The 25,497-nt window shown below is 72.0% G+C and carries 18 protein-coding genes; 13 read left to right on the top strand and 5 right to left on the bottom strand.

Annotated features, from left to right (window positions below; translation table 11 throughout):
• The first annotated feature begins 10 nt into the window (after positions 1-10).
• The 3 genes from Q0747_RS08360 to Q0747_RS08350 all read left to right on the top strand — a co-directional run bounded on the left by Q0747_RS08360 (position 11) and on the right by Q0747_RS08350 (position 3,267).
• A complete protein-coding gene (locus tag Q0747_RS08360) occupies positions 11-199 on the top strand; it encodes a Trm112 family protein (RefSeq protein ID WP_298253493.1) in 189 nt (62 codons plus the stop codon).
• A gap of 61 nt (positions 200-260) precedes the next feature.
• Positions 261-1,760 (top strand): adenosylhomocysteinase, encoded by a 1,500-nt coding sequence (ahcY, locus tag Q0747_RS08355; RefSeq protein WP_298253491.1) that lies wholly within the window; start codon positions 261-263, stop codon positions 1,758-1,760.
• Positions 1,761-1,932: 172 nt separating this feature from the next.
• The gene (locus Q0747_RS08350; protein ID WP_298253489.1) at positions 1,933-3,267 is read left to right on the top strand and encodes an Ig-like domain-containing protein; all 1,335 of its coding nucleotides are present in this window, start codon (positions 1,933-1,935) and stop codon (positions 3,265-3,267) included.
• A 43-nt stretch (positions 3,268-3,310) separates the two neighbouring features.
• Here Q0747_RS08350 and Q0747_RS08345 read toward each other — a convergent pair whose 3' ends face one another.
• On the bottom strand, positions 3,311-4,111 hold the full coding sequence (locus Q0747_RS08345) for an RDD family protein (protein ID WP_298253487.1): 801 nt from the start codon (positions 4,109-4,111) through the stop codon (positions 3,311-3,313).
• A gap of 232 nt (positions 4,112-4,343) precedes the next feature.
• Here Q0747_RS08345 and Q0747_RS08340 point away from each other — a divergent pair, with 232 nt between their 5' ends.
• Both Q0747_RS08340 and Q0747_RS08335 read left to right on the top strand, forming a co-directional pair.
• Positions 4,344-5,336, top strand: coding sequence for a stage II sporulation protein M (locus tag Q0747_RS08340; RefSeq protein WP_298253485.1), 993 nt, complete (start codon positions 4,344-4,346; stop codon positions 5,334-5,336).
• A gap of 117 nt (positions 5,337-5,453) precedes the next feature.
• A complete protein-coding gene (locus Q0747_RS08335) occupies positions 5,454-6,503 on the top strand; it encodes a DUF1461 domain-containing protein (protein ID WP_298253483.1) in 1,050 nt (349 codons plus the stop codon).
• A 31-nt stretch (positions 6,504-6,534) separates the two neighbouring features.
• Here the strand turns inward: Q0747_RS08335 and Q0747_RS08330 are convergent, their stop codons facing one another.
• Positions 6,535-8,175 carry a dolichyl-phosphate-mannose--protein mannosyltransferase gene (locus Q0747_RS08330; RefSeq protein ID WP_298253481.1) on the bottom strand — a complete coding sequence of 547 codons (1,641 nt, stop codon included), beginning with the start codon at positions 8,173-8,175 and terminating at the stop codon, positions 6,535-6,537.
• 269 nt (positions 8,176-8,444) lie between these two features.
• Here Q0747_RS08330 and rsmI point away from each other — a divergent pair, with 269 nt between their 5' ends.
• Both rsmI and Q0747_RS08320 read left to right on the top strand, forming a co-directional pair.
• Entirely contained in the window at positions 8,445-9,266 is an 822-nt protein-coding gene (rsmI, locus tag Q0747_RS08325) for a 16S rRNA (cytidine(1402)-2'-O)-methyltransferase (RefSeq protein ID WP_298253766.1), read from the top strand.
• Positions 9,267-9,399: 133 nt separating this feature from the next.
• Positions 9,400-10,881, top strand: a complete 1,482-nt coding sequence (locus Q0747_RS08320; RefSeq protein ID WP_298253479.1) for an NAD-dependent succinate-semialdehyde dehydrogenase — start codon at positions 9,400-9,402, stop codon at positions 10,879-10,881.
• Here Q0747_RS08320 and Q0747_RS08315 read toward each other — a convergent pair.
• The 3 genes from Q0747_RS08315 to Q0747_RS08305 are packed head-to-tail and all read right to left on the bottom strand — an operon-like array spanning position 10,878 to position 15,938.
• A complete protein-coding gene (locus Q0747_RS08315; protein WP_298253477.1) occupies positions 10,878-13,379 on the bottom strand; it encodes a DUF3488 and transglutaminase-like domain-containing protein in 2,502 nt (833 codons plus the stop codon). The genes Q0747_RS08320 and Q0747_RS08315 overlap by 4 nt on opposite strands.
• Positions 13,376-14,857, bottom strand: a complete 1,482-nt coding sequence (locus tag Q0747_RS08310; protein ID WP_298253475.1) for a DUF58 domain-containing protein — start codon at positions 14,855-14,857, stop codon at positions 13,376-13,378. Before Q0747_RS08310 ends, Q0747_RS08315 begins: the two co-directional genes overlap by 4 nt.
• A 55-nt stretch (positions 14,858-14,912) precedes the next feature.
• Complete coding sequence (locus tag Q0747_RS08305; protein WP_298253473.1) at positions 14,913-15,938, bottom strand: MoxR family ATPase; 1,026 nt, start codon at positions 15,936-15,938, stop codon at positions 14,913-14,915.
• A gap of 143 nt (positions 15,939-16,081) precedes the next feature.
• On the opposite strand from Q0747_RS08305, the gene Q0747_RS08300 reads away from it, so the two are divergent.
• From Q0747_RS08300 to Q0747_RS08275, 6 genes are all read left to right on the top strand, one after another.
• A complete protein-coding gene (locus Q0747_RS08300) occupies positions 16,082-17,047 on the top strand; it encodes a TatD family hydrolase (RefSeq protein WP_298253471.1) in 966 nt (321 codons plus the stop codon).
• Between the two features lie 72 nt (positions 17,048-17,119).
• Entirely contained in the window at positions 17,120-18,013 is an 894-nt protein-coding gene (rsmA, locus tag Q0747_RS08295) for a 16S rRNA (adenine(1518)-N(6)/adenine(1519)-N(6))-dimethyltransferase RsmA (protein WP_298253469.1), read from the top strand.
• A 22-nt stretch (positions 18,014-18,035) separates the two neighbouring features.
• Positions 18,036-19,007, top strand: a complete 972-nt coding sequence (locus Q0747_RS08290) for a 4-(cytidine 5'-diphospho)-2-C-methyl-D-erythritol kinase (protein ID WP_298253467.1) — start codon at positions 18,036-18,038, stop codon at positions 19,005-19,007.
• A gap of 30 nt (positions 19,008-19,037) precedes the next feature.
• Complete coding sequence (locus tag Q0747_RS08285) at positions 19,038-20,858, top strand: ABC-F family ATP-binding cassette domain-containing protein (RefSeq protein ID WP_298253465.1); 1,821 nt, start codon at positions 19,038-19,040, stop codon at positions 20,856-20,858.
• A 180-nt stretch (positions 20,859-21,038) separates the two neighbouring features.
• Positions 21,039-23,240 carry an Hsp70 family protein gene (locus Q0747_RS08280; protein WP_298253462.1) on the top strand — a complete coding sequence of 734 codons (2,202 nt, stop codon included), beginning with the start codon at positions 21,039-21,041 and terminating at the stop codon, positions 23,238-23,240.
• A gap of 3 nt (positions 23,241-23,243) precedes the next feature.
• Positions 23,244-25,370 (top strand): helix-turn-helix transcriptional regulator, encoded by a 2,127-nt coding sequence (locus tag Q0747_RS08275; protein ID WP_298253460.1) that lies wholly within the window; start codon positions 23,244-23,246, stop codon positions 25,368-25,370.
• Positions 25,371-25,497 lie beyond the last annotated feature (127 nt).

Genomic DNA, 25,497 nt, shown 5'->3' with positions numbered 1-25,497 from the left:
AAAGCACCCCATGACCAATCTCCCGGATTCCCTGCTCGACGTCCTCCGCTGCCCCGTCACGCGGTCGAAGCTCGTCCAGGACGGGAACGAGCTGCGCTCGTCCCGACCGGGACCCGACGGCGGCCCGCTGACCTACCGGCTCGACGAGGGCATCCCCGTCCTCCTCCCCGCCGGATCCCCGGACGACGTCCGCCCCTGAGACGCACCGGCGCCCACGAAGCCCACCGACTCCCATGAATTACAGCGAGGAACAGCAGACCATGACGTTCGATTACAAAGTTGCCGATCTCTCGCTCGCGGAGGCCGGACGCCACCAGATCCGGCTCGCGGAGCACGAGATGCCCGGGCTCATGGCCCTGCGGGCCGAGTACGCCGCTGCGCAACCGCTGGCAGGGGCGCGGATCGCGGGGTCGCTGCACATGACGGTGCAGACCGCCGTCCTCATCGAGACGCTCACCTCCCTCGGGGCCGAGGTGCGCTGGGCGTCCTGCAACATCTTCTCCACCCAGGACGAGGCCGCGGCCGCCGTCGTGGTCGGGGACGGCTCCGTGGAGGAACCCGCCGGCGTCCCCGTCTTCGCCTGGAAGAACGAGTCCCTCGAGGACTACTGGTGGACGGCGACGCAGATCCTCACCTGGCCCGGCCAGGCGGACGGTCTGGGACCGAACATGATCCTCGACGACGGCGGCGACGCCACCATGCTGGTCCATCGGGGCGCGGAGTTCGAGGCCCTCGGCGCCGTCCCGGCGGGCCCGCAGGAGGGCGACGCCGACTACTCGCACGAGTACACGGTGTTCCTCGACACGATCCGCGCCTCGTTCGAGTCCGAGCCGCAGAAATGGACCACCATCGCGGCCGGGATCAAGGGCGTCACCGAGGAGACGACGACGGGCGTGCACCGCCTCTACCAGCTCGCAGCCCAGGGCGAGCTCCTGTTCCCGGCCATCAACGTCAACGACTCCGTCACGAAGTCGAAGTTCGACAACAAGTACGGGATCCGCCATTCGCTGCCCGACGGCCTGAATCGGGCCACGGACGTACTGATCGGCGGGAAGGTCGCCGTCGTCTGCGGCTACGGCGACGTGGGCAAGGGCGCCGCCGAGGCGCTGCGCGGTCAGGGCGCCCGTGTGATCGTCACCGAGATCGATCCGATCTGCGCGCTGCAGGCCGTCATGGACGGTTACCAGGTCGCGGCACTCGAGAGCGTCCTGGCACAGGGCGACATCTTCATCACCACCACCGGCAACAAGGACGTGATCATGGCCGATCACATGGCGCGGATGAAGCACCAGGCCATCGTGGGCAATATCGGCCACTTCGACAACGAGATCGATCTCGCCGGTCTCTCGCGCCTGCCGGGGGTCGAGAGGATCGAGATCAAGCCCCAGGTGCACGAGTGGGTCATACCGGCGAACTCCGACGGGAGTGTCGAGGAGCACTCCATCATCATGCTGTCGGAGGGACGGCTGCTGAATCTGGGCAATGCCACCGGCCACCCGTCGTTCGTCATGAGCAACTCGTTCGCGAACCAGACCATCGCGCAGATCGAGCTCTACACGAAGGTGGGGCAGCAGGACGCGGAGGGCAACGAGGAGTACGGGAACGAGGTCTACGTCCTGCCGAAGATCCTCGACGAGAAGGTGGCGCGCCTGCACCTGGACGCGCTCGGGGTCGAGCTGACGGAACTGACCAAGGGCCAGGCCGAGTACCTCGACGTCGACGTCGCCGGGCCGTACAAGTCGGACCAGTACCGGTACTAGGCCAGAAAAGGTCTTGGACCAAGGCGGTACTTGATCGGTTCCGGTACTCGGTCGATTCCGGTGCCGGGCAGGCACCGGGCAGGACAGCCACGAGGAACAGGGCGCGAGGCCGCGCAGGTCGTCGCGGGAGGGTGCGGGAAGACACAGGGTGCAGGAAAACGGGGGCAGATCGATGGCACAGGGAGCAGGGCGGAGCACCGCACGACGCCGAGGTGCGGGGATCGCCGCGGTCTGTGCCGCGTCGCTCCTCGTGGCGGGGTGCGTCGGATCCTCCGGGGCGGGGAGCGAAGGCGGCACGCCGTCGTCGCCCACCGCCCCGGGAAGGTCCTCGATACCCTCCGCCCCGCAGATACCCTCCACCCCGCAGACGCAATCAGCACCGTCCACGCCGGGACCCGGCGCCGCACCGCCCGAGTCCCGGCCGGCCGCCGACTACGCGGTCGATCTCACGCCGGCCGACGCCGCGTCGGGTGTCAATCCCGCGGCCGGAGCGACGGTCTCGGTCTCGGGCGCGACGCTCGAGGCCGTCGACGTGCGACCGAGCGCCGGTGGCACGTCCGTTGACGGTGAGTTCTCACACGACACGGCCACCTGGACGACGACGCAGCGCCTCGCCTTCGACACCGAGTACTCGGTCGACTACAGCGTGCTCGACGCCGCCGGACAGGTGCAGCGCGGACGGTCCACCTTCACGACCGTGGAACCCGCGAACGAGGCCGACGCCTCGATGTTTCCGCTGGACGGAAGCACCGTCGGCACCGGTCAGCCGCTCGAGTTCACCTTCAGCGAGCCGGTCACGAACCGTGCCGCGGTGGAGCAGGCCATCACCGTCACCAGCTCCAGCGGCCAGGAGGGGGCGTTCTACTGGCTGCCGGACAGGACGGGCAAGGTCTCCGACACGGTGGTTCGCTACCGGCCCGAGACCTTCTGGGCACCGAACAGCACCATCACGGTGCGCGCGGACCTCTTCGGCGTCGACTTCGGCAGCGGGATGATCGGCAACGGTGACACGACGATGACCGTGAGGACACATGACACGCGGCTGGCCGTGGTGGACAACGCGACCAAGACCATGAAGGTCTATCTCGACGGAACGCTGGAGCGGACCTTCCCGGTGACGCTCGGGACGGACGAGTGGCCCTCCACGGAGGGGTACATGGTGGTGATGGAGAACTACGAGACCACCCGGTTCACGGCGGAGTCCATCGGGCTCCATCCGGGTGACCCCGCGTACTATCCGCCGACGGTCGTCAATCATGCCAGCCGCCTGAGCAACGGCGGGGCGTTCGTGCACGAGGCACTGCCCGCGGCGCAGGTGGCCCTGGGCGAGGTCAACGTGTCCCACGGCTGCATCGGCATGTCCCCCGAGGGCGCCGAGTACTTCTACGACACCTTCGGTCCGGGCGACGTGGTGCAGATTCTCGGCACCGACTACGGGCCCATGTACGTGGAGGACGGCTTCGGCGACTGGAATGTCCCCTGGGACCAATGGGTGGGCCAGGACTAGGCGGACCCTTCGCCGCGCGCGCTGCTCCCTGGGGCCGGCCCTGCTAGGGGTACGGCAGGCGATGCATCCTCGCCGTCATCGCGTCGGTGTGCTCGCGCCGGCGCGTCAGGGCCGCGTGGTCACGATCCCGGCGGGACGCGATCACGGCCCGCAGGAACTCCTCGGGAGGCGTGGCGGCCGGCGGTCCGGGGAACACGTACCGCTCCGCCTCGGTCGCGAGGTCGAGGGACAGGGCCTGCCGTGCCCCCGGAGTGAGCCTCGGGGCCTGGGCGAGGAACTGCGACATCCTGCGAGCCAATGGATCCGGCAGGCGCCCGATGTCCGCGGTCCGGGACCACTGCTGCAACGCCGGCGGCACGGTGACGATCGCCCGTGCCGGGACGAGCGTGCGTTCCCGCATCGCATAGGTTCCGGCGAGCAGGTCGCCCAGGCGCTTGGACCGCTCGTTGAACAGGGAGACCAGGAACGCGAGCGACCCAGCGAGCAGATAGATCTCCAGGACCGCCACCAGTGCGCGGATGAAGGCCTGCCGGAAGCGGACGGCGCCGCCGTCGTCGCGCACGATCCGCAGCCCCATCACGAGGCGCCCCAGCGACTTCCCCCGCGTGAGGGTCTCCACGGTCACCGGCAGGACCACCAGCAGCAGGAGCACGACGACGAGCAGGAGCGCCGTGGTGAGGACGGTGTCCAGCGCGCCGCCGAAGACGTTGCCGATCAGGAGCAGCAGGAGGATCGCCAGCGCCAGCTGGGCGAGGATGTCGATCATCGCGCTCAGCCCTCGGGCGGCGAAGCCGGCCGGTCGGAGCTCGAGAACGACTGCCTCGCCGGTGACGACCGAACTCATGGGCCTCCGTCCGGGTGCTCGTGGTGCCTCGGCGGTCGTGGGACCACCGTCTCGACGCCCAGCCTAGCTCCGTGCAGCGCCTGTGGTGCAGCGTCTGTGGTCGTCTGTGGTGCGGCGCCTGTGGTGCAGCGTCCGTAATGCAGTGTCCATGGGTGCGGGGTCTGGCCGGGTCCGCGGGGCCCGCCACGAGGGGCCCACGGACTATAGGGGTGAGCCACTATAGGGTTGGGACATGGACGTGGATGCCTTCATCGACGTGCACCGCGGGGACTGGCAGCGCCTCGACGAGCTGGTCGGGCGGCGCAGGCTCTCGGGGCCGGAGTCGGACGAGCTGCTCATGCTGTACCAGCGCGTGTCGACGCACCTGTCGATCATCCGGTCGGTGGACCCGGAGAGCGCCGTCTCCGGAGCGCTGTCCATGCGGCTGTCCAGGGCCAGGACGCGCTTCACGGGGGCGAGGTCCGACGCCGTGGAGGACCTGGCCCGGTTCTTCGTGCGGTCCCTGCCGGCCGCCCTCTACCGCATCCGGTGGCCCACCGTCGTGGTCGGCGTGCTGTTCGTCGTCGTGGCGTGGCTCTTCGCGGGCTGGGTGATCGGCACACCGGGTGTGATCCGGGCGCTCGGCACCGACGAGGAGCTGCGCCGGTACGTGGAGCAGGACTTCGTGGACTACTACTCCGAAAATCCTGCTGCGTCCTTCGCCGGGCTGGTGTGGACCAACAATGCGTGGCTCGCGGTCCAGGCGGTGGCGTTCGGCGTCACGGGTGTCTGGCCGGTCCACATCCTCTACCAGAATGCCCAGGGGATCGGCTTGGCGGCGGGGATGATGGCCTCCTACGACCGGCTCGACGTCTTCTTCGTCTACATCCTGCCGCACGGCTTCCTGGAGTTGACGGCCATCTTCGTCGCCACGGCTGCCGGCCTGCGCATCTTCTGGGCCTGGGTGGCCCCGGGACGCCGCCGCCGTTCCGAGGCACTCCCGCAGGAGGGCCGCGCCCTGATCACCGTGGCGCTCGGACTCGTCCCGGTGCTGCTCGTCTCCGGGCTGGTCGAGGGTTTCGTGACGCCGAGCGGATTGCCTCCCTGGCTGCGCCTGACCATCGGGTTCCTGGTCTTCGCGGCCTTCTGGGCCTACACGCTGGTCCTCGGGCGGCGTGCCGTGCTCGCCGGGTACGGGGGAGACCTCGACGCCGTGGATCGCGGCGACGGCCTCATCACCGCCTAGGCTGCCGGCAACACGCGGGATCGGCGCCGTCCCCGACGCCGGTCCGGCCGGCGGGTGTCCGGGTAGTGTCGGGAGGGCCGGAAGCAGCGCCGGTGGCACCCAGGAGGAGAAACGGCAGTGGCACACACCGACAGGACCCGCTCGAACGAGACCGGAACCCCCGTGTCCGAGGATCCGCGCGTGGACGGGATCGACGACGCGGCCGTCGACGATACGACCGGGTCCGACGACGACGCGACCGACGACAGCGCGACCGACGACGACGCGTCCGACGACACCGCGACGTACGACGACGCGTACGACGACGACGCGTCCGACGACGCCGCCGCGCACCACGACACCGCCGGATCGACGGCCGTCGGGGGCGGGCCGGTCGCGGGCCGGAAGGCGGACAGGGACGCGGTGCGGCGCGCCGCGGTCCGCGACCATGCGGTGGCTGCCAAGCCCGCGTTCCCCCGCTTCCTCCAGATGGTCGTGGCCCTGTTCTTCCCCGTGATCGTCGTGGCGGCAGCCGTGCGGGCGGTGGCGACGTCGTCCTTCCTCTGGTTCGAGTACCACCGCCCCGGGTTCCCGGCGGATCGCTTCGGCTTCTCCCTCGAGGAGCGGATGACCTATGGCTCCTACGCGCTCGACTACGTCCTGAACCTCGCACCGCCGCAGTACCTCGGCGGGCTCGTCACGAGCGACGGGGAGTCCCTGTTCCTCGACTCCGAGGTGGGTCACATGGCCGATGTGAAGGGGGTCCTCGGCATCGGGTTCCTCCTCGGCCTGGTGCTCTTCGTCCTCGCCGTCCTCGCCTGTGTGTATCTGGCGCGACGCTACCGCGGCGGCGTCAGGCGGGCCCTCTTCGCCGGCGCGGTGCTGACCCTGGTCGGCGGAGCAGCCCTGGCCGTCCTGGCCGTCCTGGCCTGGGAGGCGTTCTTCACGCAGGTCCACGCCGTGTTCTTCCCCGACGGCACCTGGACCTTCCGGGTCGACGACACCCTGATCCGCCTGTTCCCCGAGCAGTTCTGGCTGGATTCCGCGCTCACGGTCGGGATCCTCGTGCTCGGCGCCACGATCCTCACGCTGATCGTCAGCTGGCCCACGAGGGCCCGGCGGGAGCGGTCCATCCTGGCGCAGGAGGAGGAATACACCCGCTTCCGTGAGGCGCTGGAGAACTCCTGATCCGGCCCACCCCGATCGAGAGCGGAACCGCTCAGATCCAGCTCGGCAGCCACATCCGCGAACGCCACTGGTCGTAGGGGATGATCTCGGCCGTCCAGATCGGCAGGAAGTAGGCCGAGAGCGCCACGGCGGCGGCCAGGAAGAGCCCCACCAGGAGGATGCCGCGTCGACGGCGGTGTGCCGTCGCGTCCGCGCTGCCCAGGACGAGGCCGAGACAGTAGACGAGCGAGAGCACCAGGAACGGCTCGAACGCCACGGCGTAGAAGTAGAAGGTGGTGCGCTCCGGGTACAGGAACCAGGGCAGGTACCCGGCGGCCACCCCGGCGAGGACGGCTGCCGCGCGCCAGTCGCGGCGTCCCGCCCAGGCGAACAGCAGGACGAGCAGGGACAGCGCCGCGCTCCACCAGATGAGCGGGTTGCCGAGCACCGTCACCGCCTGGGAGCAGGCCTCCGCCGCGCAGCCGCCCGGCTTCTCGTAGAAGAACGACGTGGGCCGTCCCACCACCAGCCAGGACCACGCGCTGGCCTCGTAGGGATGGTCCGAGCCGAGGCCCCGGTGGAAGCTGTAGGCGCTGCGGTGGTACTCCGCGAGGGACCGGAGGGAGTCCGGCAGCCAGCCCCACAGCGCCGAGGGATTCTGCTCGGCCCAGTGCCGGTCGTAGGCGTCGTCCGAGCGGAACCAGCCGGTCCAGCTCCCCAGATAGGTCGCGAGGGCCACCGGGACGATGCACGCGAACGCCAGGAGCCCGTCCCGGACCACTCCGCCCAGGATCCAGCGGTGGATACCTGCGATCCGCCGGGCACTGAGGTCCCAGGCCACGGTCAGCAGGCCGAGGACCGCGATGAAGGGCAGCGCGGACCATTTGGTGCCGAGGGCCAGGCCGAGGCAGATCCCGGCCACGAGGCGCCAGGGGCGCAGACCCAGGAACGGTCCGTACACCAGGTCCCGGTCGGACGGCGGCGCTGGGGCGCCCGCGTGCCCCGCACCGGCCAGGGCCGCGAGCCGGCGGGCGAGACGGCGTCGTCCGTCGTCGCGGTCCACGAGGAGGGCGGCGAACGCGGCGAGCAGCCAGAAGCTGAGGAAGATGTCGAGCAGCGAGGTGCGGGACTCCACGAGGTGGTGGCCGTCCACGGCGAGGAGGAGTCCGGCCGCGCCGCCGAGGGCGGCGGAGCCGAACATGCGCTGCGCCACGAGGGCGAGGAGGAGGACCGAGAGCGTCCCGACCACGGCGGCCGAGAAGCGCCAGCCGAAGGCGTTGTCGGAGCCGAAGGCCAGCATGCCGAGGGCGATCATCCATTTCCCGACCGGCGGATGCACCACGTAGTCGGGGGAGCCCAGCAGCACCTCGGGCCGGCCGGCGTTGAACGACTCGTCGGCGTCCTCCGGCCACTCGCGCTCGTACCCGGAGAGCAGCAGGGAGTACGCGTCCTTGACGTAGTACGTCTCGTCGAAGACGAGGGAGCCCGGTTCGCCCAGCCTCACGAAGCGCAGGACACCCGCGAGCACGGCCGTCAGGACGGGCAGGATCCAGCGGAGGGGACCACCGCTCGTGGGAGGGCCGAGGAGCCGGGCGGCCAGGGCGTCGGGCGTGAACGCCCGCGCCGGAGCGACGACCCAGGAGCCGCCCTGCCTCGGACTGACCCGTCGGGGCGGGACGGCGGTGTGACTCACCCCGTCATGCTACCGGCGCAGCCCGTCCGGGAACGGCAGGCCGGTCCCTCGCGCGGGGCTAGGCTGGAGCGGTGAACCAGCCACCAGCTCCCGCCAGTCCGCCAGGCTCCGCGGTGGGCGAGCCCGCCGACGGCGGGTCCCACACCCCCGGCGGCGATGCAGGGGACGCGGCCGGGGCGACGCCGGACACCTCCCGCGCCGTCAACGCCGTCAACGCCGTTAGCACGGCCTACCGGGGGACGACCGGGGACGGCAGCGGACGGGGCCGCGTGGTCCTCGCGGCCACTCCCATCGGCAACATGGGGGACGCGACCGAACGCCTGATCGGACTCCTGCGGACGGCCGACGTGGTGGCCGCCGAGGACACCCGCCGCCTCCACCGCCTGCTCCACGGGCTCGGGGCGGGTGTGTCCGGACGCGTCATCAGCTACCACGAGCACAACGAGGCGGAGCGGACCCCCGAACTCCTCGACCTCGTCCGGGACGGCGCCACCGTGCTGCTCGTCACCGACGCCGGGATGCCCGCGGTCTCGGATCCCGGGTACCGCCTCGTCAGGGCCGCCGTCGAGGAGGACCTCGATCTCACCGTGGTGCCCGGGGCCTCCGCCGTCCTGGCGGCCCTGGCCCTGTCCGGGCTCCCGACCGACCGATTCTGTTTCGAGGGCTTCCTGCCCCGGAAGGCGGGCCTGCGGGCCGGCCGGCTGGCGGAGCTCGTCTCGGAGCGGCGCACCATGGTCTTCTTCGAGGCCCCCCACCGCCTCGAGGCGATGCTGCGCTCGCTGCAGCAGGAGTTCGGTTCGGACCGGCAGGCCGCTGTGGCACGCGAGCTCACGAAGGTGCACGAGCAGGTGGTCCGCGGGTCCCTCCTCGACCTGCTGCAGTGGGCACAGGGCGGCGAGGTCCGCGGCGAGCTCGCCGTCGTCGTCGCCGGTGCTCCCGACGCCCCACCCTCCCGGCCCGAGGACCACGTCCCCGAGGTCACGGCGCTGCTCGAGGGTGGCATGCGACTGAAGGACGCAGTGGCCGCGGTGGCCGCCGAGCGGCGCGTGAGCAAGCGCGAACTCTATGCCGCGGTGATCGCCTCCCGCTGATTCACTCTGTGCAAGTGTCCAGTGGCAGCTCGCCTGTATGGTGCATCCTCCAGTGGACAGTGTCCGGGCCCGACGTTAGCGTGAGCGGGAATGCCCCTCGGGGGCGCCCGGATCGTTCGCGAAGGAGCTCAGAATGGCTGTCACCATCGACCAGGAGAAGGCACTGCTCGAGAAGGTGCCCACGGGGCTCCTCATCGGCGGCGCATGGCGTCCGGCGTCCTCCGGCGCCACGTTCGACGTCCAGGACCCGGCGACGGGCCGGCCGCTGCTGACCATCGCGGACGCGACGCCCGAGGACGGCATGGCGGCCCTCGATGCGGCCGTCGCCGCGCAGGCCGGCTGGGCGGCGACCGCGCCGCGCGAGCGCGGCGAGATCCTGCGGCGCGCCTTCGACCTCGTGACCGCTCGGGCGGACGAGTTCGCGCTGCTCATGACCCTCGAGATGGGCAAGCCGCTCGCCGAGGCCCGCGGGGAGGTCACCTACGGCGCCGAGTTCCTCCGCTGGTTCTCCGAGGAGGCCGTGCGGGCCTCCGGCCGGTACTCCGTGGCTCCGGACGGGAAGTCGCGGCTGCTGGTGAACAAGAAGCCGGTGGGGCCCTGCCTGCTCATCACGCCGTGGAACTTCCCATTGGCGATGGCGACGCGGAAGATCGCCCCGGCCATCGCGGCGGGCTGCACCATGGTCCTCAAGCCGGCTGCGCTCACGCCGCTGACCAGCGCCCTGTTCGCCACTGTCCTGCAGGAGGCAGGCCTGCCGGACGGCGTGCTCAACATCGTAACCACCACCACCGCGGGCAGCGTCACGGGCCCGCTGATCGAGGACCCCCGGCTGCGCAAGCTCTCGTTCACGGGATCGACGCCGATCGGACGCAGCCTGCTCTCGGCGGCGTCGGCCAATGTGCTCCGGACCTCCATGGAACTCGGCGGCAACGCTCCGTTCGTCGTGTTCGAGGACGCGGATCTCGAGGCCGCCGTGGAGGGCGCGATGCTCGCCAAGCTGCGCAACATGGGTGAGGCCTGCACCGCCGCGAACCGCTTCATCGTCCACGAGTCCGTGGCGGACGAGTTCGCCGAGGCCCTCGCCGGACGCATGGGGGCCATGACCACGGCGCGCGGCACCGAGGACGAGTCGAAGCTCGGCCCGCTCATCGACGCGAAGAGCCGTGACAAGGTCCACGAGCTCGTCACGGCGGCCGTGGCCGACGGCGCCCAGGCCGTGACCGGTGGATCACCCGTAGAGGGGGAGGGCTACTTCTACGAGGCCACCGTGCTCACCGACGTGGCACCCACGTCGAGGATCCTGCAGGAGGAGATCTTCGGGCCCGTGGCCCCGATCGTCACCTTTGCGTCCGAGGACGAGGCGGTGGACCTGGCCAACGACACCGAGTACGGTCTCGTGGCCTATGTGTTCACGCGCGACCTGAACCGGGGCCTGAGGATCGGCGAGCGGCTCGAGGTGGGCATGCTGGGCCTTAACGCCGGCGTGATCTCCAATGCCGCGGCTCCCTTCGGCGGGGTCAAGCAGTCGGGCCTGGGCCGTGAGGGTGGCGCCGAGGGGATCGAGGAGTACCTCTACACGCAGTACGTCGGCATCGCCGATCCGCACGCGTCCTAGCGGTGGCCGGGTCCGCCGCCGCCCTCGGGTCGGCGGCGGACCCGGAAGCCGTGCCGGAGCGACCCTGGGGATCCGGGCGACCCGAGGGACCCGAGATAGCTGAGCGACCGGGGGACCAGGCGGGCCCTGAGTCTGGCGGAGCGTGAGCTGCTGCGGCGCAACGCTCCCGTGACGACCTCGACGTCGTCCCAGCCCTGCGTCGCGCCATCCTCGCGTACGGCAGCCTGCGGAACTGCAGAATCCGGAAGCGCGTCCTCCAGGACCGCGACCCCGGCCGCGCGGCCGGACCCGGCCCGGCCGGCCGGCCGGGCGTACTCGGCCTGCTCGTAGGCCGTCCGTAGCCGCGCGAGTGACGCGGCGGACCGGTCGTCGAGTGCGGCGTCGCCTGCCAGGCGCCGGGCGAAGACCCGGGGTGTGTCCGTGGGGACGAGTGGGTACCCGAGGTCGACGGCGGTCTCCGTCGTCTCCGCCCAGGCCGCGACCGCCGCCGTGCGTGCCGACGTGTCCGTTCCGGAGGCGATGCGGCGCCGCGCGAGGGTCCTGAGGGTACGCAGGAGGAACGGCAGGAGCACCGGTAGTGCCAGGGCCGATCCCACGAGGAGGCCGGTCAGGGCACCTGTCCCGGCGGCCTCGGACCGGCCACCGGGCGCGTCGTCGGCGGGTGGTGTGGCCGCATCCGTGGCGCCCGTCGCTCCCCGGACGCCGCGCGGGTCGAGGGCGTCGGAATCGTCCGCCCTCACACCCGGGGTGAACGCCTCCTGGGCGTAGGCGGGAACGACGCCGCGCGAGGGCGTGGGCTCGAACCGGACCCATCCCGCTCCCTCGAAGTACAGCTCCGGCCACGCGTGCGCGTTGCGCGAGTCGACCTCGAACTCCTTGAGCTCCAGGCCGCCGGGGCCCACCTCCACATCACCGGTCGGCGTCCCCGGTGTGTAGCCGACCGCCACCCGGCTGGGGATGCCTGCGGCCCGTGCCATGACCGCCATGGTCCCGGCGTAGTGCACGCAGTACCCGGACCTCGACTCGAGGAACCGCGCCATCACGCTCATCCCGCTGCCGTCGTACCCGCCCTCCACGGGCGCCTCCACCGAGTAGGTGAAGGACGGCCCGCGCAGATAGTCCTGGATGGCCAGGGCCTTCTCGTACGGGCGGTCCAGCCCACCGGTGACGTCCTCCGTCGTGGTCCGGACGATCTCCGGGGTGTCGCCGGGGAGCTCGGAGAAGACCCCGGGGACGGGGGCGTCGTCGGAGGGGCGGACCGCGCCGAGCTCCTCCGCCGTAGGAGTCTGCGATCGGCTCCGGACGAGGTAGTCCTCCTCTGCCGTCGACCCACCGTCCATGGCGAGGACCGACAGATTCGCCGGGTCCCAGGACCAGCTGCCGGTGAGGCCGATGACGCCCTCCGGCGCGTACGGGGCCAGGAGCCAGGGGCTCGCGAAGCTCTGCGTGGTGATGCGGGTGTAGATCGTGGGTCCGGACGCGCTGTCGGTGGTGCCGCGCTCCGTCCCGATCGCGTCCACCCCGGGCTCGCGGTCGTTGATCCGCTGGTCGGGCTCCCACCGCCGGCCGCTGAAGTCCTCCAGGGTCACTGCGCGCAGGTACAGCGCGGTCTGTGCATTCGTCGCATAGGTGATGCGCCCGAACCCGGTGGGATTGCGCAGGTCGCTTCCCAGCGTGACGGCGGGGTTCAGGCCCGAGGCGGTACCCCAGACACTGAGGCGTGCTCCCTGCGGGAACGCTCCGGAGGTGAAACCCGGTATCCCCAGGGGCACGACGACGCTCAGGACGACGGCGACGACGCCGATCACGGCGCTGCGTCCGACGAATCCCGAGGACGCCCTGGCGCCGCCGGCGGCGATCCGGTTCTCGCGCCACTGGGCCAGGGCCAGGAGCAGGAGGAAGGCGAGGACCGTGACGACGAAGGAGAAGATCCCGACGCCGGCCGGTTCGACGATGGCTGCAGGGACCATGACCACGATCAGGGCGAGGCCGCTCACCGCGGGCCTGCGCAGCGTCGTCGAGAGGACGTCGACGACCAGCGCGATCATGCCGAGCACAGAGCACAGCACCAGCAGGATGCCCGGTTCCGCCGCGACGGGGGCCACCTCCGAGGCGACCGTCTCGCCCGCCTGCGCCAGCAGTCTCCCCACCTCGGCGCTGGCACCGGCGGCCGGGATCACGGCCAGGGCACTGTGGGCCGGGAGGAACTGCGCGACGAGGGACCCCGCGAGCGCGAGGACCCCCGCGACGGCCGTGAGGAGACCGCCCGGGCGCAGCGTCCGGACGAGCGACGTGGTGAGCAGCACCGGGACGAGCGTCCGGACCAGCGGCAGGAGCCACGTCCATGGTTCCAGGACGCCGTTCAGGCTCGTGGCGGCCGCGAGGACGGCCAGCAGGACCGCTGCCGTCACCGCCCGGTGCCAGGGGTCGGCGGGGCGGTTTCCTGCCGGAGGCGCGGGAGCGGTGGGCGGTGCCGGCGGCGAGAGCGTGGCGGTCATGCCGACGCCTCCCGGATCGGCCGGGCGGAACCCGCCGTGTCGTCGCGGTGCGGGTCGGCGGCGGTGCGGTCGAGACCCGCCCACACCCCCGGCAGGGCCGCTGCCGGTGAGGCGGACGTCGCGTGCCAGCCGGCGTTCCGCAGGATCTCCAGCTGCCGGCGGGCCTCCGCCGGCCGTTCCGACACGATCACGGCGTAGGAGGCCGAGCCGTAGCCGACGGCGGAGGCCAGTGCCCGCGCGTCCTGGTCGGAGAGGACGCCCAGGACGGCGATCAGGGGACCCCGGTGCCGCGTGCTCGCGAGCTGGTCCAGCAGCTCGTCCCCGAAGGCCGCGGAAGGGCCCGGGGACGTCCCTGATGCCGGACGCCCGGAGCGCGGGGACCGGTCCTTCGTCGCCGGGCGGACCGCGGTGCTGCCCGAGCGCTGCTCCCCGGGGGTGTGGCGCCCGCCCTCGGGCGCCAGTTCCAGGGCGGCGAGGCCCTCCGCGATCCCCGCGACGGCGCCGGACCCCTGGTGCTCCTCGTCGGAGGGGGAGGGGGCCGAGGAGGAACGCAGGAGCGCGGGTGCACCGTGCTGGTCCAGGAACCGCACGGCGTAGTTGCGCTCCAGGAGGTGGGCGCTGATGGACATGACCGCGGTGACGGCCCATTCGAAGGTGGCGGACGTGGACAGACCGGCGCCGGTCCCACCCGGGTCGAAGGCGGACCCGAAGCCGGTGCTGAAACTGTGGTGCCGCTGGTCCATGAGGAGCGTGGCCTGCGGCGTGGTGACCGATTCCTCCTGACGGACCATGAGTTCACTGTGACGAGCGGTCGCGGGCCAGTGGACCCGCCGCATCGAGTCGCCGTGGCGGTACTGACGGGTCATGACGTCGTCGTCGCTCGGATTCGCCTGCCGCCTGGTGGACGCGAGGCCGTCAGCACCCCGGGACCCGGACAGCGCCGACCCCAGCAGCTCCACGGGCGCGGGTGTGACCACCAGGTCCGCGGTCCCGCCGAGCACGTGGCGGGAGGTCACGAGACCGAAGGGGTCCGTGAACTCGGCGGTGATCGGTCCGATGGCGAAGACCCCGCGGGTCGCGCAGCGGAGCCGGTACTCGTAGCGGGAGACGCCCTCCCGGGTCGGGGCGACGGCGGGATAGGAGAAGCGCGGGGCGTCCCCGAAGCGCGCCGGCAGGTGCTCCTCCATCGCGATCCGCGCACCGCCGGCGACGGACGCGGTCAGCTCGAGGCTCACCGTGGTGGTGGCGCCGACCTCCATCGATTCCGGGTGGAAGTGCCGTGCCACGGTGAAGCGTGGTTTGAGGACCCGCAGCACGATCAGGGAGGCCAGGGGGAGCGCCAGCAGCAGGATGCCGACATGGAGCAGGTCCCGCCGTCCGAGGGTCTGGGCCGCCAGGAGCGCCACCGCGGCGGAGAGGACGAAGCTCCAGCCGCGCACGGTGAGGACGCGTGAGGGCAGTCGTTCGAGCAGCGCCATCAGGAGGCCTCCGGTCCTGCGGTGGAGGTGCGGGGCGGGGTCGCGGTCACGATCGTCAGCGCCGCTGGGTCTCCCGGGCCACGGGCACCCGGGAGACGACGTCGGCCACGATGCCGGACGCGGTGTCCCCCGCACTGGTGGCCTTGCGGTCCAGCATGAGCCGGTGCGCCAGCACCGCGTCGGCCATCGCCGCGATGTCGTCCGGGAGTACGAAGTCGCGCCCCTCCAGTGCGGCCGACGCCTTCGACGCCCTGAGCAGTTGCAGCAGGGAGCGCGGACTCGCCCCGAGCCGGAGCCTCGGGTGCTCGCGGGTGGCCCGCCCCAGTGCCACGGTGTAGTGCTTGACGGACGGCGAGACATGGACGGCGCGCACCTGGCGCATCATCGCGGCGACGTCCGAGACGGTGGCGACGGGACGGATCCGCGCGAGCGGGCTCACGGACTGGTGGGACTCGAGCATGTCGGCCTCGGCGCCGGCGTCCGGGTACCCCATCGAGATGCGTGCCATGAAGCGGTCGCGCTGCGCCTCCGGCAGCGGATACGTACCCTCCATCTCGATCGGGTTCTGCGTCGCCACCACCATGAAGGGTTCCCCGAGGGCGTGTGTCCGCCCGTCCACGGTCACCTGGTGCTCCTCCATGCACTCCAGGAGGGAGGACTGCGTCTTGGCCGACGCGCGGTTGATCTCGTCGCCGATCACGATGTTCGCGAAGACGGGGCCGGGCCGGAACTCGAACCGGCGGGACTCCTGGTCGAAGATCGACACACCCGTGACGTCCGAGGGCAGCAGGTCGGGCGTGAACTGGATGCGGTTGACGGTGCAGTCGATGGTGCGTGCCAGCGTCTTGGCGAGCATGGTCTTGCCCACGCCGGGCACGTCCTCCAGGAGCAGATGGCCCTGCGCGAGGAGGACCGTGAGGGCGAGGCGGGCGGCGTAGGGTTTGCCGTCGATCACGGTGTCGATGGCACCGAGGATCCGGCTACTGATGTCGTGGAACGCCCGCTCCTGCCCGGGTCCACCGGCCGGAGGCACCAGCCGCGGGTCCTCCCCGGTCTCGGCGGTGTCGTGTCGGGTGTCCATGGGTACCTTCCGGCGGGCGGCTGCGGGGATCGAGGCACTCGGTCGGGCGGGGCCGGCGCGGGCCCGGCCGACTGATCCAACAGAGTACTAGCTCAACCTGCCCGCCGGGGGATAAGTTCCGTGCACTGGCTAGGCTTGGCACCATGCCCCTCAGCGCCCACCCGTCCCCGCGTCCTTCCGTCCCCGGCGAGATCCCGGCGCCCTATCGGGAGCCGGAGCCCGGGTCCCGGTCCGATGACGACGCGCTGCAGCCCAGGACGCACCGCAAGGGCGGGTACCCACCGCTCCCCGACCCGCTGCCGGTGCCCGTGATCGACAACCACACGCACTTCGACATCCACGGCGCCATCCACGGCGCCGCACCCGAGGTGCCGATCGGCCGGGCACTCGATACCGCTGCGGCGGCCGGGGTCGCCGGAGCGGTGCAGGTGGGAACGGATCTCGCGTCGTCGCGATTCACCGCCGCCGTCGTCGACCAGGACCCGCGGCTGCTCGGCGCCGTCGCGCTGCACCCGAACGAGGCGCCCCTGCTCGCCGAGGCCGGTCTGCTCGACGACGCCCTGGCCGAGATCGAGGCGCTCGCCGCCGGGGACCGTGTGCGTGCCCTGGGGGAGACCGGGCTGGACTACTTCCGGACCGGGGACGCCGGGCGGGGGAGCCAGCTGGAGTCCTTCCGGAGCCATATCGACATCGCCAGGCGACTGGGCAAGGCACTGCAGATCCACGACCGCGACGCGCACGACGACGTCGTCGCCACCCTCCTGGCCGACGGCGCGCCGGACCGGGTGGTGCTGCACTGCTTCTCGGGCGGCGCCGACCTGGCCCGGCGCTGCAACGAGCAGGGCTGGTACATGTCGTTCGCCGGGACCGTCACGTTCAAGAACGCCGCGAACCTGCGCGAGGCCCTGCTGGTCGCCGATCCCGCCCTCGTCCTCGTCGAGACGGATGCCCCCTTCCTCACCCCGCATCCCCACCGGGGCCGCCCGAACGCCTCCTACGTGATGCCGACCACCGTGCGGGCCATGGCGGAGGTCCTCGGGACGCCGCTCGAGACCCTCTGCACGCGGCTGACCCTCAACACCGAGGCGGTCTACGGGCGCTGGGACTGAGCGGATCCGCGACCCGCCCTCGCGCCTGTACCCGGCAGGACCGCAGGGTCGCCCGCCGGATACGATGGCACAGTGACCACGCCCCTCCCCACCGGCCGGCCCGCATCCCTCCTCGGGGCAGCCGACATCCGCAGACTGGCAGCCGAGCTGGACCTCCGCCCCACCAAGACCCTGGGGCAGAACTTCGTGATCGACGGGAACACCATCCGCCGGATCGTCGCGGCCGCGCAGCTCGATCCGGCCGAGACGGTCCTCGAAGTGGGGCCGGGACTCGGCTCGCTGACCCTCGGGCTCCTCGATGCCGCCGCCCGCGTCGTCGCGGTCGAGATCGATCCGGTGCTCGCCGGACGCCTCCCCGGGACCGTCGGCCACTGGCGGCCGGAGCGCGCCGGAGCGCTCGACGTCGTCCTCGGCGACGCCCTGCGGGTGACGGCGCTGCCGCATCCCCCCACGGCGCTCGTGGCCAATCTGCCGTACAACGTGGCCGTCCCGGTGGTGCTGAACCTCCTCGAGCACGTCCCGACTCTGCGGCACGGGCTGGTGATGGTGCAGGACGAGGTGGCGGACCGGCTCGCGGCCCCTCCCGGCTCGCGGACCTACGGCATCCCGTCGGTGAAGGCCGCGTGGTACTCCACCACGACGAAGGCGGGCGTGATCGGCATGAACGTCTTCTGGCCGGCACCGAAGATCGCCTCGGGCCTCGTCCGCTTCACCCGGCGCGATCCCCCCGACACCGCGGCCTCCCGCGAGGACGTCTTCGCCGTCATCGACGCCGCCTTCGCCCAGCGCCGGAAGACCCTGCGCGCTGCACTCGCGGGCTGGGCCGGGTCTCCCGCGCTCGCGGAACGGGCACTCCGGGCAGCCGGCGTGGATCCGACGGCGCGCGGGGAGGTACTCGACATCACGGCGTTCGCCCGGATCGCCGAGGCGCGGGTGCCGGCCGCCGGCGAACCCGGACCCGCATGAGCGGTGGGCTAGGTTGGGGAGCATGATCCCGGGCAGAACAGTCGACCTCCGGTCCGGAGCGAGCTCCGTGCGGGTCCGCGCGCCGGGGAAGATCAATGTGGCGCTCAGGGTGGGGCCGCTCCGCGAGGACGGCTACCACGGGCTCGCGAGCGTGTTCCTCGCCGTGTCGCTCTTCGAGGAGGTCACGGCGACGGCGACGCCGGGCGACGCCATCAGTGTCAGCGTCAACGGCCAGGGCATGCTCAATCTCCCCGCCGAGTCGATCCCGCTCGACAGCACCAATCTCGCGGTCCGGGCCGCCGGTCTGCTCGCGGAGCTCAGCCCCGGCCGCTCCGGGGTGCACCTCGACATCACCAAGCGGGTTCCCATCGCGGGGGGGATGGGCGGGGGATCCGCCGACGCCGCGGCCGCCCTGCTCGCCTGCGACGCGCTGTGGGGGAGCGGTTTCTCCCGGGACGAACTCGCGAGGATCGCCGTCGATCTCGGCGCCGACGTACCGTTCGCGCTCCTGGGAGGAACCGCCGTCGGACTCGGGGTCGGCGACCGCCTGACCCCCGCGATCTCGAAGACACCGCTGCACTTCGTGCTGGTGATCTCCGAGTACGGCCTGTCCACGCCCGAGGTGTACCGCACCCTCGACGAGCTCCGGTTGCGCAGCGGCACGGAGGTCGATCCGCAGCCCGCCATCGACCCGGCGGTCCTGGGGCACATGCGAGCGGGCGACGCCGCGGCACTGGCGCCCCTGCTGCACAACGACCTGCAGGAGGCCGCACTCGAGCTGGCCCCGGGATTGCGGGATATCCTTGGGACGGGAATGGATGCCGGCGCCCTCGCCGGGATCGTCTCCGGATCCGGACCCACCATCGCCTTCCTCGCCCGGAGCTCGGGCCATGCGGCCCAGCTGCAGTCCCTCCTGGAAGCCGAGGGGCTGCACGCCACGTCCGTCCACGGACCGGCGCACGGCGCCCGGCTCGCGCCCGGGTCCGCGGGCTGAACCCCCGATCCAACCGAAAGCAGTCCTTCCTTGGCACACCTCATCGGCGCGGAGAACCTCAGCGTCGCCTTCGTCACCCGTACCGTTCTCGACTCGGTCTCCCTCGGCATCGAGGAGGGTGACCGCATCGGCGTCGTCGGCCGCAACGGCGACGGCAAGTCGACCCTGCTGCGCCTGCTCGCCCAGCGCAGCACCCCCGACTCGGGCCGGGTCACCAAGCGGCGCGACGTGAGCGTCGGCTATCTCGACCAGTCGGACGTGCTCGACGGCGACCTCGAGGTGGGGCGGGCGATCGTGGGGGACCAGGCGGACCACGAGTGGGCGTCGAACCCCCGGATCCGCGACGTCATGGGAGGCCTGGTCTCCGAGGTGGACTGGCACGCCCGGATCTCGTCGCTCTCCGGCGGCCAGAAGCGGCGGGTGGCGCTCGCGAAGCTCCTCATCGCGGACGACGACGTCATCATGCTCGACGAGCCCACCAACCACCTGGACGTGGAGGGCGTGTCGTGGCTCGCCCGGCACCTGCAGCAGCGCTGGCGGGCGAACGAGGGCGGCATGCTCGTGGTCACCCACGACCGCTGGTTCCTGGACGAGGTGTGCAACCACACCTGGGAGGTGCACGACGCCGTCGTCGACGACTTCGAGGGCGGCTACGCCGCCTACGTGCTGGCACGCGCCGAACGGGACCGGATGGCCTCCGTGGTCGAGTCCAAGCGCGTCCAGCTCGTCAAGAAGGAGCTCGCCTGGCTGCGCCGTGGCGCTCCGGCGCGGACCGCCAAGCCGAAGTTCCGCATCGAGGCCGCCAACGCGCTGATCGCCGACGTGCCGGAGCCGCGGGACTCGCTGGCCCTGAGCAAGATGGCGATGTCCCGCCTCGGCAAGGACGTCCTGGATCTCGAGGACGTGAGCCTGACCATCGCCGACGGCCAGACCCCGGAGCGCACGCTCTTCCACAGGATCACGCTGCGCCTCGCGCCCGGACAGCGGCTGGGGCTCGTCGGCGTGAACGGCTCCGGCAAGACCACGCTGCTGCGGCTGCTCAACGGCGACATCGCACCCACGTCCGGCAAGTACAAGCGGGGCAAGACCGTCCGGACCGCCGTGCTGTCGCAGGAGGTCCGCGAGCTCGACGACGTGAGGGACAGCCGGGTCATCGAGGTCATCGAGTCCGAGAAGCGCGTCTTCGCGGTCGGTGGCAAGGAGGTCTCGGCCAGCCAGCTCGTGGAGCAGCTCGGCTTCACGAACGAGAAGCAATGGACCCGGGTGAGCGAGCTCTCCGGCGGTGAACGGCGTCGCCTGCAGCTGCTGCGGCTGCTCGTCGGCGAACCGAACGTCCTGATGCTCGACGAGCCCACGAACGACCTGGACACCGACACCCTGTCGGCGATCGAGGACGTCCTCGACGGCTGGCCGGGGACCCTCGTGGTCGTCTCGCACGACCGCTACCTGCTGGAACGGGTCACCGATTCCCAGATGGCACTCCTCGGAGACGGCAGGCTCCGCGATCTGCCGGGCGGGGTGGACCAGTACCTGGAGCTGCGTACCGCGGCCGGGCCCCTGACGGCCACCGGCAGCGCGGCCTCACCGGCCGTCAGCGGCGGGTCCGGCAGTACCGCGAGCGAGGCCGAGCTCCGCCAGGCACGCAAGGATCTCACCCGCATCGAACGGCAGATCACCAAGGTGGACACGCAGAAGGGGAAGCTGCGGCAGCAGATGGACGATGCCGGGGCCAGGCCCGATGCGGATTTCGGGTCCCTCGCGGAGCTCAACGGCCGGCTGCAGGAGCTGCAGACGGAGATCGAGGGCCTGGAGGCCCAGTGGATGGAGACCGCGGAGATCCTGGGGGAGTAGCGCCCGCTCCCGCCGGTAGGGGCGGGCGCGTCCCCTGACACCGCGTGGGCCCGAGCACGGAAATCGGGTATCCGCGGTCCGTGATCACGTAGTGCGCACGGGCAATTACTCTTGTCCGCCCGGAGGCAGCGGTATTGGCTGGGGACAGTTGGTCATGGGGAAACCGCGTCCGGGGGAAGAATGTCCTATCACGTCAGTGTCGATGTAGGAACGAGCTATACAGCCGCCGCGATCATGAGGGTCGGGAAAGCGCACCAGGATCCGCAGATCCTCCCGCTCGGCGTCCGCGCGACCTGCATCCCCTCCGTGGTCTTCGTGGACGACGACGGCTCGTTCGTGGTCGGCGACGCGGCGGAACGTCGCGGCATGCTCCGTCCGGACCGACTCGCCCGCGAGTTCAAGCGGCGCGTGGGTGACGACGTCCCGCTGGTGATGGGCGAGCATGCGGTGCTCGCCGAGGATCTCCTCGCGTCCGTCGTCCGGCATGTGGTCGACCATGCCCGCGAACGCGAGGGTGGTCCGGCGGACTCGGTGACCGTGACGCATCCTGCCGCGTGGGGCGAGCACCGGATGACCTCGATCCGGGAAGCGGTGGCCCGTGCCGGCATCGAGGACATCATCCTGCTGACCGAGCCGGAAGCCGCCGCGCTCTCCTACGCCGGGCAGCAGCGGGTGGCGCCGGGCAGTACCTTCGCCGTCTACGACCTGGGCGGCGGTACCTTCGACGCCACGGTCCTGGTCAAGGATGTGGACACCTTCACCGTCCTGGGTGAACCCGCAGGACTGGAACGGCTCGGCGGGGCCGACTTCGACCAGGAGGTGTTCGCCCACGTGGTGCGGTGCCTCCCGGAGCGGTTCGCGGAGCTCGACCCCACGGCTGACGAGACGCTCCAGGCACTGGCACGGTTGAGGAAGGAGTGCTCGGAGGCGAAGGAGGCCCTGTCCACCGACGCCGACGCCACCATTCCCGTGTATCTTCCGGGCAGCCAGGCCGGGATCCGCCTCGTGCGGTCCGAGTTCGAGGCGATGATCGAGCCCGCCGTCGACGAGACGGTCGAAGCGCTCGGGGGTGCCCTGGACGGGGCCGGGGTGGACCCCGCTGATCTTTCCGCGATCCTGCTCATCGGCGGATCCTCCAGGATCCCGCTCGTGGCGCAGCTCCTCTCCCGCGCCTTCGACCGCCCCCTCGCCGTCGACGCCGACCCGAAGGCCTCGATCGCCCTCGGAGCGGCGCTCGCCGCAGCGGCGCTCCAGGAGGAACGGGCGTCAGAGGCCCCCGCGGTCCTCGCGGCGACGGCACAGGACGACGCACGCCCGCCTCGTCCGGCACCGACCCATGCCGGCGCAACGCAGCACGGCTTCGTCGCTCAGCACGGGCCGGCCCATGGATCGCATCGGCGGACCGCAGCCAGGGCCGCACTCGTGCTCGGCGCCGTGGCCATGCTCGGCGTGGCGACGGCGACGGCGGCGGGCATGCCGACGCCGTTCTCGGCGCTGAGCTCCCTCGCCGGTGGGAGCCCGGCGGAAGCCGCCCAGGCGACGTCCGATGCCCCGGGCGCCGGCAGGACCGCCCGCGCCACCCCGAGCGCGGGTGCCGACCCGAGTGCCGGTCCCACCCCGGGCGCCGGCCCCACGCTGCTCGACCGTGCGCAGGCGGCACTCGATGGAGACCTTCCGGGAGGATCACGCGCAGCCGGTGACCCGGCGGACGAGCGCGATCCCTCCGACCGGCCGTCGGCGAAGAAGTCCGCCGGCCGCGGTGCAGGGACTGCAGGATCCTCGCCGGCCGCCACCCGGCAGGCCGCGGACGGACCGGACTCCGAGCGCAAGTCCGGGCAGAAGTCCGGGCAGAAGTCCGGGGGGAGACCCGTATCGGGGGAGCCGTCGTCGGGGCGCGCACCCTCGGGTGCCTCCGAGGACGCACCCTCCACTGCACCAGGTGACCGGCCGACCGGTTCACCGGCTCCGTCCTCCCGGCCGTCGTCGCCGTCGCAGCCAGGGCCCACCCCCGCTCCGGGGCAGCCGACCGTGCCCATGGGACCCCCACCGACCACGCCGTCCCCATCGGATCCCCCGGTCGCGCCGGAACCCACGTCACCCGCCCCGACGCCGCCTGCTCCCACATCCGGCCCGACCACACCGGTGATCCCCGGACCGTCCGGTCCCGACCCCGCGCCCTCCGAGCCGCCCGCACCGGAGCCTTCCACGCCGGCCCCCTCCGCCCCGGCACCTTCCGCCCCGGCACCCTCCGCTCCGGCCCCCTCCGCTCCGAACCCCGGAGGCGGGGCCGGCGATGGCGCTGAGGCGGACCCCACCGTCCAGCCATCCCCACCAGAACCGTCGTCGACCCCGGTCGGAACGCCCGTCCCCGCGGAGGGATGAGCGATGCGCGTCGAATACGCCGAACCCGTCCGTGCAACCGCGGAGGCCGACGGCGCCGGGCACGTCCCGGGCGACCCCGGCCTCCGCGCGGCCGTGCTGGCGCTGGGAATCGGATTCCGTCCGGACGGTCCGGTCCCACCCCACGGATGCGGTGCCGGTGCATCGTTCCCGTCCCTGGTCAGGAAGGCTGCGGAGGACGGCCTGCTGGTCGGGGGTCGGCCCCTGCCCCACGTGCTCGACAGCGTGCTGCGTGAGGCCGACATCTTCCAGGTGCGACGACTCCAGCGGTCACTCATCGACGTGCACGACGAACACGGAATCCCGCTGGGCGGTCTGGCCCGGGACCTCGCCCGTGGAGGACTGCAGGACCCGCGGCTGCCACCGCTCCTGGTCCAGGAGGCGACACAGGCTCTCGTGGACCAGCCCGACCGGGCGCTGGACCTGTTCGACCTCGCCGTGGCCGCCGGCGCGGATCCGGACTCCCTCGCCGCAGCACGCGCCGAGGCCGCAGCAGCCTCGGGCGACCTCGATGCCGCCTGCAGGATCCTCGACGACTACTTCGCGGCCCATCAGGACCGGACGCAGGACGGTACGCACGCATCGGACCCACCCGACCTCACCCGGGCGGTGCGGGTCTCCGCGAGCGTCTGGGCGCAGCGCGGCATGATGTCCCGTGCAGCCGACGTCCACCGGTGGGCCGCCCTCCGGGATCCGGGTGCTCCGGATCCGCTGGCCGTCGTCGCGCTCGTCGCAGCAGGAGACCCTGACGGCGCTCGAGGGATCTGCGCGGATCCGTCCCCGACCGGGTCCCCGTCGCTGACCCAGGTGGCGGCGACGCTCCTCGCCGAGGGCACACTGGCCGGCCTCGGGTCGTCGCCGAGGGCGCTTCCCCTGCTGGTGAGGGCCTCCGACACCCTGACCGCATCGGGGCGCCTCCTGCCGAGCCCCGAATCACCGGCGGCCCTGGCCGGACTCGCCGCCATCATGGCGGGGGCCCCCGCCACGGCTCGATCGGTGCTCGCCGCAGCGCTCGACGGCTGCCAGGGCAAGGGCGGGATGCGCGCCCGGCTGTGCCTGATCGCTGCGTGGGCAGCGATGCTCGAGGATCAGCTCGATGATGCGCGCGCACTCATGGCCGACGCCTCGACGGCCGATGCCGACCTCGTCCCGCGTGACGAGGTCCTGCTGTGCGCGCTGCAGGTCGGACTCGCACGGCGGACCGATGACACCGCCGGCCTCGTCCACGGGTGGCAACGGGCCCGCGAGGCTCTGCTCCACGTATCGGTGGACCTCTTCTCCCTCCTGCCGCTGGGTGAACTCGCGATCGCCGCGGCACGGCTGCGGAAGGCGGACGTCCTGGAGCCGTACCTGGAGGAAGCCTGGGCCCTCCTCGGACGCCTCGGCGAGCCGGCGCTCTGGACGGTCCCCCTGCGCTGGTGCGCCGTCCAGGCCGAGTTGCTGCTCGAACGGCCCGATCGCCTCGCGCCGCACGCCGCGGCCCTCGTGTCAGGAGCGGCGGACTATCCGCTGGCGGGCACCTACGCCGCGGCGGGTGGGGCCTGGGTCAGGGTGCTGGGCGGCCGGTTCGACCCGGACGCCGTCGAGGCCGCGGCGCGCGGACTGGCCGAGGTGGGCCACGCATGGGACGGCGCCCGGCTTGTCGGCCATGCGTCCGCCCGGGCAGCGGACCGGACCGACATGGTTCGCCTGCTCGCGTGTGCTCGCGATCTCCGACCGATCCCGCGACGGTCGAGCACGGTGCAGCACACCCAGGCACAGCCGACGTCCTCCTCCGGGACTCCTGCTCCGGCAGGCCGCCAAGCAGCAGCAGCTCCCAGACCCGCACGGGACGGCACGGATCCCGCCCGCACCCGTGCCACCACGGACGCCGCGCAGGCAGCCGAGCCCACGGGCGCCTTCCTGACCGACCGGGAACGCGAGATCGCGACGTTCGTGGTGCAGGGCCGCACCTACCGCGAGATCAGCGAGACCGTCTTCATCTCCCCCCGCACGGTCGAGCACCACGTGGCCCGGATCCGGCGGCGCCTCGGCGCCGATACCCGTTCCGACCTGCTCGCTCGTCTTCGCCTGCTCACCCAGGACACCGGTGCGGGCGCCGCATCCCCATGAGCCCCTAATGCACCGACCCGGAATCCCCTAACAGGGGCTGCCACGGTGGGGGGCACCGCCCCGATGCCACGGCGCCGGACCCGATCATAGGTTTGCATCAAGCCCGGCAAGGACGCCGTGCCGAACC

This window comes from uncultured Arthrobacter sp. (assembly GCF_947493765.1).
Taxonomy (GTDB): domain Bacteria; phylum Actinomycetota; class Actinomycetes; order Actinomycetales; family Micrococcaceae; genus Arthrobacter_D.
Note: the sequence above shows the minus strand (reverse complement) of the source record. Positions and strands in the feature narration are given on the sequence as shown.

What these genes read in the sequence shown, in the direction of transcription:
- Q0747_RS08275 (WP_298253460.1), top strand. Translation starts at nt 23,244, where the DNA reads ATGCGCGTCGAATACGCCGAACCCGTCCGTGCAACCGCGGAGGCCGAC.
- Q0747_RS08280 (WP_298253462.1), top strand. Translation starts at nt 21,039, where the DNA reads ATGTCCTATCACGTCAGTGTCGATGTAGGAACGAGCTATACAGCCGCC.
- Q0747_RS08290 (WP_298253467.1), top strand. Translation starts at nt 18,036, where the DNA reads ATGATCCCGGGCAGAACAGTCGACCTCCGGTCCGGAGCGAGCTCCGTG.
- Q0747_RS08315 (WP_298253477.1), bottom strand. Translation starts at nt 13,379, where the DNA reads ATGACCGCCACGCTCTCGCCGCCGGCACCGCCCACCGCTCCCGCGCCT.
- Q0747_RS08345 (WP_298253487.1), bottom strand. Translation starts at nt 4,111, where the DNA reads ATGAGTTCGGTCGTCACCGGCGAGGCAGTCGTTCTCGAGCTCCGACCG.
- Q0747_RS08300 (WP_298253471.1), top strand. Translation starts at nt 16,082, where the DNA reads ATGCCCCTCAGCGCCCACCCGTCCCCGCGTCCTTCCGTCCCCGGCGAG.
- Q0747_RS08320 (WP_298253479.1), top strand. Translation starts at nt 9,400, where the DNA reads ATGGCTGTCACCATCGACCAGGAGAAGGCACTGCTCGAGAAGGTGCCC.
- Q0747_RS08360 (WP_298253493.1), top strand. Translation starts at nt 11, where the DNA reads ATGACCAATCTCCCGGATTCCCTGCTCGACGTCCTCCGCTGCCCCGTC.
- ahcY (WP_298253491.1), top strand. Translation starts at nt 261, where the DNA reads ATGACGTTCGATTACAAAGTTGCCGATCTCTCGCTCGCGGAGGCCGGA.
- Q0747_RS08350 (WP_298253489.1), top strand. Translation starts at nt 1,933, where the DNA reads ATGGCACAGGGAGCAGGGCGGAGCACCGCACGACGCCGAGGTGCGGGG.
- Q0747_RS08305 (WP_298253473.1), bottom strand. Translation starts at nt 15,938, where the DNA reads ATGGACACCCGACACGACACCGCCGAGACCGGGGAGGACCCGCGGCTG.
- Q0747_RS08340 (WP_298253485.1), top strand. Translation starts at nt 4,344, where the DNA reads ATGGACGTGGATGCCTTCATCGACGTGCACCGCGGGGACTGGCAGCGC.
- Q0747_RS08310 (WP_298253475.1), bottom strand. Translation starts at nt 14,857, where the DNA reads ATGGCGCTGCTCGAACGACTGCCCTCACGCGTCCTCACCGTGCGCGGC.